The sequence below is a fragment of the Pseudomonas sp. S3_B08 genome (genome assembly GCF_054667725.1).
This window is the reverse complement of sequence record NZ_CP162750.1, coordinates 5,876,368-5,893,534: the sequence shown is the minus strand read 5'-3', so window position 1 is coordinate 5,893,534 and position 17,167 is coordinate 5,876,368. Positions and strand designations below refer to the sequence as shown.

Here is a 17,167-nt window from a genome sequence, read left to right as displayed (position 1 = left end):
TCGCGAGCAGGCTCGCTCCCACATTTGGAATGCGTTACCCCTGTGGGAGCGAGCCTGCTCGCGAAAGCGCTTGATCAATCGCCGTAGATATCGGACTTGAAATACTTCTCGGAAATCTTCTGATACTCGCCATTCGCGCGAATCCCGTCGATGGCGCTGTTCAACTGGCTGACCAGTTCACCGTTGCCCTTGCGCACGGCAATCCCGGCACCCTCGCCGACGTACTTCGGATCCTTCAGCTCCGGCCCGACAAACTCATAACCCTTGCCACGCGGCATCGACAGAAAGTCATTGAGCGGGATGGTGTCGGCGAAAATCGCATCGAGGCGCCCCGCCGCCAGGTCCATGTAGATTTCTTCGTTGTTGCTGTAGCGCTTGACGTTGATGCCCTTGGGTTCGAACACCTCGGTGGCGTAACGATCAGTGGTGGTCGCGCGCTGCACGCCGACGTTCTTGCCTTTGAGGCTGGCGTACTGATCATCGACCGTAGCGCCTTCCTTCATGACCAGACGCGAAGAAGTGAAATAGTACTTGTGGCTGAAATCCACCGACTTCTTGCGATCTTCGTTGATGGTCATCGACGACAGCGCCATGTCGATCTTCTTCACTTTCAGCGAAGGAATCAGCCCGTCGAACTCACCTTCAACCCACACGCACTTGACCTTCATCTGCGCACACAGGGCATTGCCGATGTCGTAGTCGAAGCCGACGATTTCACCTTTGTCGGTTTTCGACGCGAATGGCGGATAGGCCGCTTCGATGCCTATACGCAGGGTTTTCTCGGCGGCGAAGACGCTGGAGCAAGCCAGCAGACTGAGAGCCAGACCGGTGATGAGGGGAAGTTTCTTCATGTTCGTTCTCTCGCGGGTTGTTGTTGGTTTGGCGAAGAAGAGCAGCTACAAGCGGCAAGCTGATAGCTGCAAGACAGAAGCTTTTTTGTACTTGGAAATCCATACTGGACTCTCAGGTACAAATCGTCAATCGGGTAGAGAGGGAAGGATTTTCGGTGTCACAGATGACGCCTTCGCGAGCAGGCTCGCTCCCACAGGGGAACGCTTTCCAATTGTGGGAGCGAGCCTGCTCGCGAAGACTGACCGGAGGGCGCTACAGAAACTACTTCTTCCAGCGATCCGCAGCCGCATGATCACTGTCACGCCCTTCGACCCAACGCGGGCCGTCACTGGTGTTTTCTTTTTTCCAGAACGGCGCGCGGGTTTTCAGGTAGTCCATGACGAAGGCGCAGGCATCGAACGCGGCCTGGCGGTGGGCGCTGGCGGCGCCGACGAAGACGATCGGTTCGCCCGGCTCCAGCGCGCCGATGCGGTGCAGCACTTCCAGTTTCAACAGCGGCCAGCGCTGCTCGGCTTCGACAGTGATCTTGCCCAGAGCCTTTTCGGTCATGCCCGGATAGTGTTCGAGGAACATCCCGGCCACGTCGAGCCCGTCGTTGAAGTCGCGCACATAACCGACAAAACTCACCACTGCGCCAACGCCGACATTGGCCGCGTGCATCGCATTGACTTCAGCGCCCGGATCAAACGGCTTGGCCTGCACGCGAATCGTCATGTTCAGCCTCCGGTGACGGTGGGAAAAAACGCCACTTCGTCGCCATCAACTACTGGCTCGTCGAGCTGGCAGAGGTCTTCGTTGCGTGCGCACATCAGGTTCTGCTCGCTCAGCACTTCGGCGCCATCACGTTGCGCCAACAGTGCGCGAACGTCATCGACGGTGGCGAAATCGCCTTCAACCGCAACCGAATCCACGCCCAGCGCTTCACGGTAGCGGGCAAAAAATTTCACGGTCAGTTTCATGGCTGCTCCGCCTGGAAGTGGCCGCTCTTGCCGCCGACTTTCTCCAGCAGACGCACGCTTTCGATGGTCATGCCCCGGTCGACGGCTTTGCACATGTCGTAAATGGTCAGGGCGGCGACGCTGGCGGCGGTCAGCGCTTCCATCTCGACGCCGGTCTGCCCGGACAGCTTGCAGCGGGCGACGATACGCACGCTGTCATCGCCTTCGGCGCTGAGTTCGACTTTGACGCCGGTGAGCATCAGCGGGTGGCACAGGGGAATCAGATCGCTGGTCTTCTTCGCCGCCTGAATTCCGGCAATGCGCGCCACGGCGAACACATCACCCTTGGGATGACCGCCGCTGACGATCATCTGCAAGGTTGCGGGGAGCATGCGCACCAGCGCTTGAGCGGTCGCTTCACGGAACGTCACGTCTTTTTCAGTGACGTCGACCATGTTGGCGCGACCTTGGGAATCGAGATGAGTCAGCACGGGATTACTCCTGATCAGGAGCGTGGATTGTAAACCTGTGGGTCAGATATCCGCATCACTGATTATGAAATCACCGTTGCCCCCTGTGGGAGCGAGCCTGCTCGCGAAAGCGGATTCAGATTCACTATAGATGTCGACTGATACACCGCATTCGCGAGCAGGCTCGCTCCCACAGGAGATATGCATTTATCCATAAAAAAACCGGGCGGCTTTAAGGGCCACCCGGTTCTGGGTGAAGGGTTACAAATGCGATTCGGCGTATTCGGCCAGGATCGAGCGAGGCACCCCTTGCAGGGTGATGTGCACACCGTTGGGGAAATCCTTGAAGCGTTCGGTCAGGTAGGTCAGCCCGGAGCTGGTCGCGGACAGGTATGGGGTGTCGATCTGCGCCAGGTTGCCCAGGCACACCACTTTGGAACCGGCGCCGGCACGGGTGATGATGGTTTTCATCTGGTGCGGCGTGAGGTTCTGGCATTCGTCGATCAGGATCAGGCTCTGCTGGAAGCTGCGACCACGAATATAGTTGAGCGATTTGAACTGCAACGGCACTTTGCTGAGGATGTAGTCGACGCTGCCATGGGTGTTTTCGTCATCCATGTGCAAGGCTTCGAGGTTGTCGGTGATGGCGCCCAGCCAAGGCTCCATTTTTTCCGCTTCGGTGCCGGGCAGGAAGCCGATTTCCTGGTCCAGACCCTGCACGCTGCGGGTGGCGATGATGCGGCGATAACGTTTGCTGACCATGGTCTGCTCGATCGCAGCGGCCAGCGCCAGAATGGTTTTACCGGAACCGGCGGCGCCGGACAGGTTGACCAGATGAATGTCCGGGTCAAGCAACGCGTACAGCGCCAGACTCTGATAGATGTCGCGCGGCTTCAGGCCCCACGCCTCCTGATGCAACAGCGGTTCCTGGTGCAGGTCGAGGATCAGCAGGCGGTCTTCCTGGATTTCCTTGATCCAGCCGACAAAGCCCTGTTCGTCGATGATGAACTCGTTGATGTGCACGGCCGGCAGGTTGTCGATCAGTTGTACCTGATGCCAGGTGCGGCCGTGGTCCTGACGGGTTTCGACCTTGCTCACGCGGTCCCAGAAGGAGCCGGTCATGTTGTGGTAGCCGTTGGGCAGCAGGGACACGTCATCGACCAATTGGTCGGTGCTGTAGTCCTCGGCGTCGATGCCACAGGCGCGCGCCTTCAGGCGCATGTTGATGTCTTTGGTGACCAGCACCACCGGTTTCTGCGGATCGCGGGTATGCAGATCAATCAGTTGGTTGATGATTTTGTTGTCGTTCAGGTGCTCGGGCAGAATCAGGTTCGACTCGGCCTGCTTGCTCATCAGAATTGACAGCAAGCCCTTTGGCCCGCCCTTGCCGCGCTGGATCGGCACGCCCAGTTCGACGTCCTCGGGGGACGCATCGCCCAGGGTCTTGTCGATCAGGCGGATCGCCTGACGGCATTCAGCGGCCACGCTGTGATGGCCGCTCTTGAGCTTGTCCAGCTCTTCCAGCACGGTCATCGGGATGGCGACGTGGTGTTCTTCGAAATTCAGCAGGGCATTTGGATCGTGAATCAATACGTTGGTATCGAGTACATACAGGATTGGCTGGTTGGAGGAAGGGCTGCGTCCGTGATCATCCATACTCGGTCACCTTTGTGGGAGCCATTCGACGCAATACCGTGACAGTGCTGCGCCTCGAGGTGACTGCCGAATTCATCCACGAGGGCCTGGATGAACTGCACACAATAGGAGTCTGGGAAGACGCCACCTGTGTCGCAGGTTTCGGCGGTCTGTCTTCGTAATACTCCAAAACCGATGACATAAAAAAGCACTTTGACGGTTTTTTTAAGTTTATTTTGCAGAGTGACGAAAAGCCCTTGGCGGACTCCCCGTACCCCGCTAAAGTCGGAAGTCCGCCTGCATCGAATTCCTCCTGAAAATCACCCCAAGTCCAATGTTTACGGGCTTTTTCTCATTTCTCAACGAAACGCGTCCTGACAGTCTTCCCAGCCGATGCCGCTCTGCGCAGTCTGGGTGATCAGCCACGGCAGGGACGTCTTCACCGCATCCTGTTTCATGTTGAAATTGATCACCCCGTGCCGCCACAGCAGCATCAGGGTCAGCACCCGCTGCGCGCTCGCCGGGCCTTTGAGTTTGCCGGCACCGTCCTGGGCATCGATGTCCCACAGCGCCACTTGCAGGCCCTGGCTGTTGAAGAAACCTTGTGCGTCACTGCGGCGCTGACCATCCGGCGGACGGAACAGCGGCACGTAGTTTTCCGGCAGTTTGTTCTTCACCAGATCGGCGCTGCGCCGCACCGAATCCTGCCAGTCCTGCCAATGGCTGTGAGAGCGGAACTCCCAGCCCTGCACGCCAACGCACTGCCGGGAAAAACTCGCCTGCAGACTGCTGACCGAACGCCCTGCGAGTCGCGCCTGAATATCCTTGCCCAGTACAAAGAATGTCCCGCTCAGATTCGATTTTCGCAGGTACTCGGTCAGCCAGTCGGTGTTGTCCGGTTGCACGTTGGCGGCGCTGTCGAACGTCAGCAGAAACAGCCGGTCGTGCATGTCGTCGCCGTTGCGCTCGTAGTCGCCGAAACGATCGAATTCGTTACTGGTTTGCGGTGACAGCGCGGCCTTGCGCATCAGCTCGTCGAGGTACTGCAAATGGAAGATCCGGCTCGGCTCGGCCCACTTGGTGTAATAGCTGTCGTCGCTGACGACGAACTTGGCCGCCTGCTCGCGCAGGGTCGGCAGGTCATCGACGAGGAAGCAGAACGAGGCGTCCTGATCGCAGCTTTGCTGGGCGTGGTTGTAGTTGGCGAGCAAGCGCTGCCAGAGGCGCTGGCGCAGCTGATTGACCGCATCGATATTGACCGTGCGCAGGCCCAGGCGCTGGGCCAGTGCCGCCTCGTCGATGGACTCGGTGCCGAGCAGGCCGCGAGCGAACATGAGGATTTCCGCCCGCGACGCGACGTCGAACAGGGTCGGGTTGCTGAGCTGCTCCGGCCAGGTCGTGCGATCCAGCGTTGCCGCATCGCCGGGCGCCGCCATGGCGCCGAAGCTCAGCAGCCACGCGGTGAATAAAAGAACAATGCGCAAAGGGATGTCTCCATAACAAAACCCGCGCGGCACTATAGCTGATGTGCAAGACTCAAGGTCGTCACCCTCACCCCAGCCCTCTCCCAGAGTGTATGTACCGGGGACATGGTGGACACATGTTCGGAGACATGGTGGACGGTTTTAGATCTTCTTACCTGCCGTCACGATCTGCAAGTTCAAGTCGATTCGAGCGACACGATGTCTACTCCAGTAGACATCGTGGATGCCGTCCTCCGTCGTCTCCCTGATCGCTATGCACCTGCCATAAAAAGCCTTTCCGATCTTGTATTCCCGATTCCTCCAGAAGATTTCGCCTCCCACCTGTACCTTCCTGACCACATCTGCGTCGTTGTACTCCGGCTCCGCCGGTTGCTCCTGATATTCCCGTGGGCTGCCACTGTAACGAGTCGCCGGCACCGCCATGCCCAGCGCCTGATGAGGGCGTTTCTGGTTGTAGATGTCGCGCCAGGTATCAAACGCCCGTTGTGCGTCGTCGAGATCGGTGAAAAACCGGCCTTGCAGGACTTCATTTTTCAGGCTGCGGTGGAAGCGCTCCAGTTTTCCCTGAGTCTGCGGGTGATAAGGCCGGGAGTGGCCGACCTTGATGCCCTGGCTCATCAGCCAGACTTCCAGCGCGGTGTAAACGCCTGTCTGATCGCCCCATGGCGAGCCGTTGTCCATCGTCATGCGCAACGGCAGGCCGTAGCGTCGAAACGACCGGATTAGATGGTCCTGTACCGTTTGGCGCTGTTCATTGGCACATGCGGCAATGCACAGCGAAAAGCGTGAGTGATCATCCAGGGCTGTGAATGGATGACAACGTCCGTGGCTCAGACTGAAATGTCCCTTGAAGTCGATCTGCCATAGATCGTTAGGCGCCTCGTGCTCAAAGCGGATAAATGGTTTGATCTCGGCAGCCTTTGGATCAACACGCGAATGACGCTGCAAAACCGCATGCACCGTGCTGACGGAGGGCATCACAGCGCCTTCATCTTCCAGCACGCGCTTGAGCTTGCGGGCGCCCCAAGCCTCGTATTGCTGACTCATGGTCAAAATTTGCTGCTCAACCTCATCAGCACAACGTTTGGGGGATGTTTTTGGTCGCCGGGACTGATCGTGCAAGCCCTCTGCACCCGAGGTTTCAAACCTGTTGAGCCATTTGTAGGCAGTACTTGGGCTGATATTGAATCGACGGCAAAGCTGCCGAATATTCACCCCTTCTTGCCGAGCCAAATGCACAAACTCTGTACGAAGTTGCATGGTGGATGCCTCTTGCCAGGACACAGGTCATTTCCTTGATGATGAGCAATGTGCCTATTAAAAAGTGTCCACCATGTCTCCGAACACCTGTCCACCATGTGTCCGGTACATACACTGGGAGAGGGCTGGGGTGAGGGTAAAATCCACCAACCGTCGCAAATCCCGGCACTTGCACCGACCTATAACCCCCATAGCTGGAGTCAACAAGGACAACCCCCTAGAATCGCCCCCACGATTAAAGGAGACGACTTCATGCTGATGGTGATTTCCCCCGCCAAGACCCTCGACTACGAAACACCGCCGGCGACCCAGCGCTTTACCCAGCCGCAGTACCTCGACCATTCCCAGGAATTGATCCAGCAGTTGCGCGAGCTGAGTCCGGCGCAGATCAGCGAGTTGATGCACGTGTCCGACAAAATCGGTGGCCTCAACGCCGCGCGTTTCGGCAGTTGGACCCCCAACTTCACCCCGGAAAACGCCAAGCAGGCCCTGCTCGCCTTCAAGGGTGATGTGTACACCGGTCTGGATGCGCAGTCCTTCAGCGAGGCGCAATTCGACTACGCGCAAAAGCACTTGCGCATGCTCTCCGGCCTTTATGGCCTGCTGCGGCCGCTGGACCTGATGCAACCCTATCGCCTGGAAATGGGCACCAAACTGGCCAACGGCCGTGGCAAGGATCTGTATGCGTTCTGGGGTACGCGCATCAGCGAGTGGCTGAATGAAGCGCTGGCCGATCAGGGCGATGACGTACTGCTCAATCTTGCATCCAACGAATACTTTTCTGCGGTCAAGCGCAGCGCCCTGAATGCGCGGATCATCAACACCGAGTTCAAGGATCAGAAGAACGGCCAGTACAAGATCATCAGTTTCTACGCGAAGAAAGCGCGCGGCCTGATGAGCCGTTTTGTGATCCAGGAACGCATCAACGACCCGGCTCAGCTCAAGCAATTCGATGTACAGGGTTATCGCTACAGCGCCGAACAATCGAAACCTGACAATCTGGTGTTTTTGCGCGACCACGCCCCGGAATAAAGCATGCCCTTTGCACGACTCTTTTCCTCCAGAGTCGTGCAGTCCGCCCGAAGTCAAAATTCCCCCGCTGCATATCGCCAAATTCATGGCGCCAATAAAACCACACACTCTTTTCTAATTTTAGTTTCACTCGACACTGAAGTTTTTTTTCAGTAGTGGCACTTAAATTTTTTACCCGTAGTGGCACAAAAATATCGACCCCGGTTTCGCCCCGATAACTAAAGGGCGAAATCGTTAGTGCTATCAGTTTGCACCCAGTGCCATCTTCATCAATATTTCAAAAAATTTCGGCTAGCACGATGAGCGGGCTGGAACTATGTCCAAATGCGTTGCTCATACCACCGGTAACGATTCTCGCCGAGTTTGTACGAGATAACTTACGCAGAGCTGATAGCCATGTAACCAAGTTGTCACAGCAACTTGCCTGAGTGACTAACTAGTCTCAAAACAATCGAAGGACAGGAGATACGCACCATTAATATCCCCTACAAAGGCCAAGGCCGCGCCCCTATAAACGTGCTCGCCTGAGCACCTAACTGCTTGATTTACCGGCCCCCTACCGGACGTCGAGCAGGCTACACGACTGCACTAGAGTCTTCCCGCACGGAAGATCGGCTGCATAACAGGGCAAGTCATAACAACAAGGCCTAGTTGCGCACATCTTGAGTGCACTTATTAGACACTCGGAACTTTGTATGCCTGCACACGGCATTGTGGCGCCTGTAAGCCGCACTTCCGAGTGCACTAGTGACCGCTGAACACCATTAACTCCGGCCTTCTAAGGCCTGATATATACAGAGGTAATTGCGATGCGCATCAGCATATTTGGTTTGGGTTACGTTGGCGCAGTATGTGCCGGTTGCCTGTCTGCACGGGGCCATGACGTAGTTGGCGTCGATGTTGCCAAAGACAAGATCGACATGATTAACGCCGGCAAATCGCCGATCGTTGAACCGGGCCTGGGTGAACTGTTGCAACAGGGTATCCAGACCGGTCGTCTGCGCGGCACGACCAACTTCGCCGAGGCGATTCGTGATACCGACCTGTCGATGATCTGCGTCGGCACGCCAAGCAAAAAGAACGGCGACCTGGAACTGAACTACATCGAGGCCGTGTGCCGCGAGATCGGTTTTGTCCTGCGTGAAAAAACCACCCGCCACACCATCGTCGTGCGCAGCACCGTGCTGCCAGGCACCGTGGCCAACGTGGTCATCCCGATTCTGGAAGACTGCTCGGGCAAGAAAGCCGGCGTCGATTTCGGCGTTGCGGTCAACCCGGAATTCCTCCGCGAATCCACCGCCATCGCTGACTACGATCAGCCACCGATGACCGTTATCGGCGAGTTCGATACCGCCTCGGGCGACGTTCTGCAATCGCTGTACGAAGAACTCGACGCACCGATCATCCGCAAGGACATCGCCGTTGCCGAGATGATCAAGTACACCTGCAACGTCTGGCACGCGACCAAAGTGACCTTCGCCAACGAGATCGGTAACATCGCCAAAGCCGTCGGCGTCGATGGTCGTGAAGTGATGGAAGTGGTCTGCCAGGACAAGACTCTGAACCTGTCCCAGTACTACATGCGTCCGGGCTTCGCCTTCGGCGGCTCGTGCCTGCCCAAAGACGTACGTGCGCTGACCTACCGCGCCGGTTCCCTGGACGTCGAAGCACCGCTGCTCAACTCGCTGATGCGCAGTAACGAATCGCAAGTGCAGAACGCTTTCGACATCGTTGAAAGCCATGAAAAACGCAAAGTCGCCCTGCTCGGTCTGAGCTTCAAGGCCGGCACCGACGACCTGCGCGAAAGCCCGCTGGTCGAACTGGCGGAAATGCTGATCGGCAAGGGTTACGACCTGAGCATCTACGACAGCAACGTCGAATACGCCCGTGTCCACGGTGCGAACAAGGACTACATCGAATCGAAGATTCCGCACGTATCGTCCCTGCTCAACTCCGACTTCGACTCGGTGATCGACAACTCCGACGTGATCATCCTCGGCAACCGCGACGAGAAATTCCGTTCGCTGGCCCAGGAAGCGCCGCAGGGCAAGCAAGTCATCGACCTGGTGGGCTTCATGTCCAAGGCCACCAGCGCCGGTAGCCGCACCGAAGGCATTTGCTGGTAAGGCAAGCCTCAAGCTTCAAGCCGCAAGCAAAAGCAACACGCTTGCGGCTTGAAGCCTCCATCACCTTCGGATGACGGTTATGACCAAGCTCAAACATTTTTTTCTGCAATCAGCCGGCTGGCTTTTTTATCTCAGTCTGCTGATGGGCCTGGCCTTGATGCTGCCCACGTCCACATTCGACTCCGAGTCGAAGGACTTCATTTTCCTGATTGGCGCCGTGGGTATCTGGCGCTACTCGATGGGTGCAACGCACTTTGTGCGCGGCATGATTTTTCTCTACATCGTTTACCCGCACCTGCGTCGCAAAGTACGCAAGCTGGGTAAAGCGGCCGATCCGTCGCATGTGTTTCTGATGGTCACCAGCTTTCGTATTGACGCGCTGACAACCGCGCAGGTCTACAGCTCGGTGATCCGCGAAGCCATCGACTGCGAACTGCCGACCACCATTGTCTGCTCGATCGTGGAAATGTCCGACGAGCTGCTGGTCAAGGCGCTGTGGGCACGGATGAATCCGCCGGAGCGGGTCAAGCTCGACTTCGTGCGCATTCCCGGCACCGGCAAGCGCGATGGTCTGGCCTTCGGTTTCCGTGCGATCTCCCGTCACCTGCCGGACGACCGTGCCGTGGTGGCCGTGATCGACGGCGACACCGTGCTCGGCGAAGGCGTCGTGCGCAAGACCGTGCCGTGGTTCCAGCTGTTCGGCAATGTCGGCGGCCTGACCACCAACGAGTTCTGCGAAGTGCGCGGCGGTTACATCATGAGCGAATGGCACAAGCTGCGTTTCGCCCAGCGCCACATCAACATGTGCTCGATGGCCCTGTCCAAGCGCGTACTGACCATGACCGGTCGGATGTCGGTATTCAAAGCCTCCGTGGTGACCAATCCGGAATTCATCGCCGACGTTGAAAGCGACTCGCTGCAACACTGGCGTCTGGGCCGCTTCAAGTTCCTGACCGGTGACGACAAGTCGAGCTGGTTCAGCCTGATGCGCCTGGGTTACGACACCTTCTACGTGCCGGACGCCGCGATCAACACCGTTGAACATCCGCCGGAAAAGAGCTTCATCAAGGCCAGCCGCAAGCTGATGTTCCGCTGGTACGGCAACAACCTGCGCCAGAACTCGCGTGCACTGGGTCTGGGTATCCGCCGCCTCGGCGCGTTCACCTCGGTGGTGCTGTTCGACCAGCGCGTGTCGATGTGGACTTCGCTGCTCGGCCTGACCGTCGCACTGATCGCCAGCTTCAAGTACGGCACCGCGTTCATCCTCGTGTACCTGCTGTGGATCGGTATCACCCGCCTGATCCTGACGCTGTTGCTGTCGTGTTCCGGTCACCGCATCGGCCCTGCTTACCCGGCGATTCTGTATTACAACCAGATCGTTGGCGCCCTGGTGAAGATCTACGTGTTCTTCCGCCTCGACCAACAATCCTGGACTCGCCAGCCCACATCCCTGACCCGTGATCTCGCCAGCTTTCAACGTTGGTTCAACACCTGGTCGTCTCGGACCATGACCTTCTCCGCCGGCAGCATTTTTGTCGCCGTGCTGCTGATGATGGTCTGACCCGCTCCTATTGAATTAACAAGGAAATCGCCCCTATGAATACCGCCGTCAACGTCAACGTAGTGCATGAATCCGAAGCCCAGCGCCAGCACGCTCGCGTGAAAATCCCGGCCAAGCTGCGTTTCTTCGGCCCTGACCGGACTCCGCTCGAAGCGCGGGTCCTCGATCTGTCGGCTGGCGGTCTGGCGTTCAACGCCGGGCAGATGCCGCTGACCATCGGCGAGGTGTACAAGGCGCGTCTGCAATTTGTCATCGACAACCTCGGCCTGGCCATGGACGTTGAACTGCAGGTGCGTTCCTTTGACCGCGCCACCGGCCGCGCCGGCTGCCAGTTCCAGAACCTCGAGCCGCAGGACATTTCCACCCTGCGCCACCTGATCACTTCGCACCTGGCCGGCGACATCGTCAGCATCGGCGAAGTGCTGGCGACCCTGCAGCGCGACAACTTCACCAAGGCGCGCAAGAACAAGACCAACGACACCGGCATGACCCCGTTCGGCCGCCTGAAAGCCGTGACCTTCAGCGCCGGTATTTTCGCTGTTGGTCTGGTCGCTGCCGGTTTCATCTTCAAGTCGGTGTACGGCATGTACTTCGTCAGCCACGCCCAGGCCGGTCTGGTCAGCGTGCCGGGGATGAACATCACCATGCCGCGTGACGGCACCGTGCAGAGTCTGGTCAAGTCCGACGGCGTTGCCGCCAAAGGCGCACCGCTGGCGACCTTCAGCACCAGCATGCTCGACGTGCTCAAGGGCCATCTGGCCGAAGACCAACTGGCCCCGGCCAAGGTTGAAGAACTGTTCGGCAAGCAAATGACCGGCACCCTGACTTCGCCGTGCGACTGCACCGTGGCCCAGCAACTGGTGGCTGACGGTCAGTACGCGAGCAAGGGCGACGTGATCTTCCAGTTGGTGCCGCGCAACACCCAGGCCAATGTTGAAGCACGCTTCTCCTATCGCCAGTTCGGCGACGTGCGCCCGGGCACCCCGGTGAGCTTCCAGATCGCCGGCGAAGACAAGACCCGCACCGGCAAGATCGTCAGCAGCACGAGCCTGAAGAGCGCCGACCTGTCCTCCGACATCCGCGTGCAGATCCAGCCTGACGAGCCGCTCGACAGCAGCCTCGCCGGCCGCCCGGTGGAAGTGAACAGCGACCGTGGCCCGAACCTGAACTGGCTGATCGACAAAGCCATGGCTGCCGGTCTTTAAGTCGAGGACATGCCTGTGACTACGCATAACTTGAACACACCGCCGACCCTGTGGGAGCGAGCCTGCTCGCGAAAGGGCCAGCGCGGTTTGTCTGAAGTACCGAGTCGACTGCTTCGCGAGCAGGCTCGCTCCCACATGGGATTGATGGTGTGCTCGCTGGCACTGGCAGTTTCTATGGCCGGTTGCGCCGGGCTGCCCGATCAGCGTCTGGCCAACGAAGCGCTCAAGCGTGGCGACACCGCCACCGCTGCGCAGAATTACCAGCAACTGGCCGATCTGGGTTATAGCGAGGCGCAAGTCGGCCTGGCCGATATCCAGGTCGACAGCCGTGACCCGGCGCAGATGAAACAGGCCGAGGCGACTTACCGCGCAGCGGCCAGCGTGTCGCCGCGTGCCCAGGCACGTCTCGGTCGTTTGCTGGTGGCCAAGCCGGGCTCCACCGAAGCCGAGCACCACGAAGCCGAAACCCTGCTGAAAAAAGCCGCCGCCAATGGCGAAGGCAACACGTTGATCCCGCTGGCGATGCTGTACCTGCAATACCCGCACAGCTTCCCCAACATCAACGCGCAGCAGCAGATCGATCAGTGGCGCAAGTCGGGCTACCCGGAAGCGGGCCTGGCGCAGGTGCTGCTGTATCGCACCCAGGGCACTTACGACCAGCATCTGGATGACGTGGAAAAGATCTGCAAGGCCGCGCTCAACACCACTGACATCTGCTACGTCGAACTGGCCACCGTTTACCAGAAACGTGGCCAGGCGGACCAACAGGCCGAGCTGATCAAGCAGATGCAGGCCGGTTACAGCCGTGGCACCGTCACCGCGCAGCGTGTCGACTCCGTAGCCCGCGTGCTGGCCGATTCGACCCTGGGCAAGACTGACGAAAAAACCGCGCAGGCGCTGCTCGAGCCGATCGCTCCGGGCTACCCGGCATCGTGGGTCACCCTCGCCCAACTGCTTTACGACTTCCCCGAACTGGGCGACGTCGACCAGATGATGAAGTACCTGGACAACGGTCGCGCCGCCGACCAGCCGCGCGCCGAACTGCTGCTGGGCAAGGTCTACTACGAAGGCAAAATGGTCCCGGCCGATGCGAAAGTCGCCGAGGAACACTTCCAGAAAGCCGTTGGCCGCGAAGTCGCCGCCGACTACTACCTCGGCCAGATCTACCGTCGTGGCTACCTGGGCAAGGTCTATCCGCAGAAGGCTCTGGACCACCTGCTGACCGCTGCGCGCAACGGCCAGAACAGTGCCGACTTCGCCATCGCCCAGTTGTTTTCCCAAGGCAAGGGTACCAAGCCCGACCCGCTGAACGCCTACGTATTCAGCCAACTGGCCAAGGCGCAGAACACCCCGCAAGCCGATGAACTGGCAGCGACACTCGAGGCGCAATTGCCGCCCGAGCGCCTGCCCGAAGCCCGCCGCCTGTTGCAACAGGAACAGGCCAGCCGTGGCGCCCTGAACTCGAACACGCTGCAACTGCACGCCCTGCAAGAAGAAGACGGCGAGGAAAAACTATGAAGCTGAACCCATTCGTGAAGGCCGGTATTGGCCTCACCTTCGCGCTGCTCTGGTCTTGCCCGACACTGGCTGCGATGACTGAAACCAAGAATTTCGGTCTGGAAGTGAAACTCACCGGCCAGTCCGAAGACGACCGTGACCTCGGCACTGCCGGCGGCGGTGACGTCAATGGCGTGGGCCTCGACCTGCGTCCCTGGATCTACGGCGAAAGCGGCGCGTGGAGCGCCTACGCGATGGGTCAGGCAGTGACCTCGACCGACATCATCGAGACCGACACCCTGCAACAATCGGACGGTGAACAAGCCACCGACAACAGTGATCGCAAAACCAAGAAGAACTACCTGGCGATGCGCGAGTTCTGGGTCGGCTACAGCGGCCTCACCCCGTACCCGGGCGAGATGCTCAAGTTCGGTCGTCAGCGTCTGCGCAATGACGACGGCCAATGGCGTGACACCAACATCGAAGCGCTGAACTGGACCTTCGACACCACCCTGCTGCGGGCCAATGCCGGTGTTGCCGAGCGTTTCAGCGAATACCGCACCGACTTGAAAGAGCTGGCGCCGAAAGACAAGGATCGCCTGCACGCCTACGCCGACGCTGCTTACCAGTGGACACCGGGCCAGTGGGTCGGCATTCGCGGCCACCACACTCACGATGACGGCAAACTCGATTACGCCGAGCCGGGCGTCCCGCGCGACTCGCTGGACAAGACCGAGAACGGCGACATCAGCTGGATCGGCCTGACCGCTGACAGCGACGCCTACAACTGGCGCAACACCAACACCGTCAACTACTGGGGCAGCATCACCGGCATGAGCGGCGACCGCGACACGGTCAACGCGCTGAACGCCGACGGCACGCGCCCGACACAAGCCAAGCGCAGCGATGACATCAGCGGCTGGGCAGCCGACGTCGGCGTGCGTCTGCGCCTCGATCCGCAGTGGCAAGTCGGCGGTGCCTACGCCCGCGCCAGTGCCGATTACGAACAGAACGGTCTGGAGAGCAACCGCTCCAACTACACCGGTACCCGCTCGCGCGTGCACCGTTTCGGCGAAGCCTTCCGTGGCGAAATGAACAACATGCAGACCGCCACCCTGTTCGGCTCGTGGATGGTCAACGACGAGTACGACGCCAGCCTGATCTACCACAAGTTCTGGCGTGTCGACGGCAACAAGCCGGTCGGCAGCAACGGCATCAATGCGGTGGAAAACAACACCGACGACGTCACCGGCGCGATCCTCTCCAGTACCTCGCTGCCGCTTGAAGATGGCAACAAGGACCTGGGTCAGGAAATGGACCTGGTCGTCACCAAGTACTTCAAGCAAGGCCTGTTGCCGGCGGCGTTGAGCCAGTCGATCGACGAGCCTTCGGCACTGGTGCGTTTCCGTGGCGGTGTGTTCAAACCGGGCGATGCCTACGGCAGCCAGGTTGATTCCTACATGCACCGCGCATTCATTGACGTGATCTGGCGCTTCTGATGCAAACCGCCAAGGGAGTGCCCGACATGATCAGCACCAGAACAGGCTCACTCAGCCTGCTGGCCGGCGCGATGCTGCTGGCCAGCGCCGGCGCCTTCGCCAATGTTGAACCGGCGAAACCTGCGACCGTGGCCAAGGAACTGCAACAGGCCAAGACCTACACCGTCAGCAGCGCGCCGACCGACGCACTGAAACTGGCCAAGCCGACACTGCCCGACCTGTCCGGCTTCACCGCCGAAGCCGCTGCCGCGAAGATCGTGCGCAGCAAACCGGGCAAGATCAGTGTGCGCCGGATGATGCAGGAAAACGCCCTGAAGGACTTCATCGGCGGCGATAACAAGATGGCCGAATGGGTCGTGCGTCAGCACGGCATTCCGCAGGCGATCTTCATCGACGACGGCTACATGAACCTCAAGGATCTGGCGAAAAAACTGCCCAAGCAGTATTTCAGCGAGACGTCCCCGGGCGTGTACCTGGCCAAATTGCCGATCGTGGTCGGCGAGAAAGGCATCCTCGAAATCGATGGTCAGACCCAGGAACTGCGCCTGTCCCAAGAGGCCGGTTCGTTCCTGGTCAATGACGGCAAACTGTTCGTGCGTGACACCAAAGTCACCGGCTGGCGCGAGAAGGACAACGGCCCGGCAACCTTCCGTTCGCCGAAGGAATTCCGTCCGTTCCTGCTCGCCTGGGGCGGCACCGAGACCTACATCGTCAACAGCAAGATGGCCAGTTTCGGTTACGCCAACAGTAAGTCGTACGGGGTGAGTATTTCCCAGTACACGCCGAACATGGCCAAGGTCCTCAAGCGCCCGGAACCGACCGGCTGGATCGTCGGCTCCGAGTTCTCGGACATGTGGTACGGCTTCTACTGCTACGAAACCAGCGACTTTGTGGTCAAGGGCAACACCTACAAAGACAACATCGTCTACGGCATCGACCCGCATGACCGCTCGCACCGTCTGATCATTGCCGAGAACACCGTTCACGGCACGAAGAAGAAGCACGGGATCATCATTTCCCGTGAGGTCAACGACAGCTTCATCTTCAACAACAAGAGTTTCGACAACAAATTGTCGGGCCTGGTGATCGACCGTAACAGCGTCAACAACATCATTGCCTACAACGAGATCTACAAGAACCACACCGACGGCATCACGCTCTACGAGTCCGCCGACAACCTGCTGTGGGGCAACAAGGTCATCAGCAATACCCGTCACGGCATTCGTATTCGTAACAGCGTGAACATCCGCCTCTACGAAAACGTCGCCATGACCAACGGCCTGACCGGTATCTACGGCCACATCAAGGACCTGACCGACACCGACCGTGACATCAAGCTCGACCCGTTCGACGCGCAGGTCTCGCTGATCGTCGTCGGCGGCGAGCTGGCGGCCAATGGCAGCGGCCCGCTGTCGATCGACTCGCCGCTGAGTGTCGAGCTGTATCGCGTGTCGATGCTGGCGCCGACCAAGTCCAGCGGCATCAGCTTCAACGGCATTCTCGGCGAGCGCCAGGATGAAATTCTCGATCTGTTGGTGCGCCAGCAGAAAGCCGTGCTGATCGACCCTGTCGAACGCCAGACCGAATTGCAGGACTGAGGATAATTTT

At 59.1% G+C, this 17,167-nt stretch carries 14 protein-coding genes; 7 read left to right on the top strand and 7 right to left on the bottom strand.

The features are described 5' to 3' along the window. Positions 1 to 74 precede the first annotated feature (74 nt). The 7 genes from AB4N73_RS26450 to AB4N73_RS26420 all read right to left on the bottom strand — a co-directional run bounded on the left by AB4N73_RS26450 (position 75) and on the right by AB4N73_RS26420 (position 6,663). Positions 75 to 851, bottom strand: coding sequence for an ABC transporter substrate-binding protein (locus AB4N73_RS26450; protein ID WP_460142752.1), 777 nt, complete (start codon positions 849 to 851; stop codon positions 75 to 77). Positions 852 to 1,113: 262 nt separating this feature from the next. Continuing rightward, positions 1,114 to 1,566, bottom strand: coding sequence for a molybdopterin synthase catalytic subunit MoaE (moaE, locus tag AB4N73_RS26445; RefSeq protein WP_095180425.1), 453 nt, complete (start codon positions 1,564 to 1,566; stop codon positions 1,114 to 1,116). Between the two features lie 2 nt (positions 1,567 to 1,568). Beyond that, positions 1,569 to 1,811, bottom strand: coding sequence for a MoaD/ThiS family protein (locus AB4N73_RS26440; protein ID WP_016771591.1), 243 nt, complete (start codon positions 1,809 to 1,811; stop codon positions 1,569 to 1,571). Further along, entirely contained in the window at positions 1,808 to 2,281 is a 474-nt protein-coding gene (gene moaC, locus AB4N73_RS26435) for a cyclic pyranopterin monophosphate synthase MoaC (RefSeq protein ID WP_256809508.1), read from the bottom strand. The genes AB4N73_RS26440 and moaC overlap by 4 nt, the downstream gene beginning before the upstream one ends. A gap of 240 nt (positions 2,282 to 2,521) precedes the next feature. Then, a complete protein-coding gene (locus tag AB4N73_RS26430; RefSeq protein ID WP_024011685.1) occupies positions 2,522 to 3,916 on the bottom strand; it encodes a PhoH family protein in 1,395 nt (464 codons plus the stop codon). A 338-nt stretch (positions 3,917 to 4,254) separates the two neighbouring features. Beyond that, entirely contained in the window at positions 4,255 to 5,331 is a 1,077-nt protein-coding gene (locus AB4N73_RS26425; protein ID WP_460143614.1) for a polysaccharide deacetylase family protein, read from the bottom strand. A gap of 189 nt (positions 5,332 to 5,520) precedes the next feature. After that, a complete protein-coding gene (locus tag AB4N73_RS26420) occupies positions 5,521 to 6,663 on the bottom strand; it encodes an IS481 family transposase (protein WP_122740574.1) in 1,143 nt (380 codons plus the stop codon). Positions 6,664 to 6,891: 228 nt separating this feature from the next. Here AB4N73_RS26420 and yaaA point away from each other — a divergent pair, with 228 nt between their 5' ends. The 7 genes from yaaA to algG all read left to right on the top strand — a co-directional run bounded on the left by yaaA (position 6,892) and on the right by algG (position 17,157). Then, the gene (gene yaaA, locus AB4N73_RS26415) at positions 6,892 to 7,671 is read left to right on the top strand and encodes a peroxide stress protein YaaA (protein WP_236168109.1); all 780 of its coding nucleotides are present in this window, start codon (positions 6,892 to 6,894) and stop codon (positions 7,669 to 7,671) included. Between the two features lie 809 nt (positions 7,672 to 8,480). Continuing rightward, entirely contained in the window at positions 8,481 to 9,797 is a 1,317-nt protein-coding gene (locus tag AB4N73_RS26410) for a nucleotide sugar dehydrogenase (RefSeq protein ID WP_016771595.1), read from the top strand. A gap of 79 nt (positions 9,798 to 9,876) precedes the next feature. Further along, positions 9,877 to 11,358, top strand: a complete 1,482-nt coding sequence (alg8, locus tag AB4N73_RS26405) for a mannuronan synthase (protein WP_162098720.1) — start codon at positions 9,877 to 9,879, stop codon at positions 11,356 to 11,358. A 35-nt stretch (positions 11,359 to 11,393) separates the two neighbouring features. After that, positions 11,394 to 12,563, top strand: coding sequence for an alginate biosynthesis protein Alg44 (locus AB4N73_RS26400; protein ID WP_024011680.1), 1,170 nt, complete (start codon positions 11,394 to 11,396; stop codon positions 12,561 to 12,563). Positions 12,564 to 12,572: 9 nt separating this feature from the next. Next, the gene (gene algK / locus AB4N73_RS26395; protein WP_207808461.1) at positions 12,573 to 14,081 is read left to right on the top strand and encodes an alginate biosynthesis TPR repeat lipoprotein AlgK; all 1,509 of its coding nucleotides are present in this window, start codon (positions 12,573 to 12,575) and stop codon (positions 14,079 to 14,081) included. After that, a complete protein-coding gene (locus tag AB4N73_RS26390; protein ID WP_056783051.1) occupies positions 14,078 to 15,559 on the top strand; it encodes an alginate export family protein in 1,482 nt (493 codons plus the stop codon). The genes algK and AB4N73_RS26390 overlap by 4 nt, the downstream gene beginning before the upstream one ends. 26 nt (positions 15,560 to 15,585) lie before the next feature. Further along, positions 15,586 to 17,157 (top strand): mannuronan 5-epimerase AlgG, encoded by a 1,572-nt coding sequence (algG, locus tag AB4N73_RS26385; RefSeq protein ID WP_051600606.1) that lies wholly within the window; start codon positions 15,586 to 15,588, stop codon positions 17,155 to 17,157. Positions 17,158 to 17,167 lie beyond the last annotated feature (10 nt).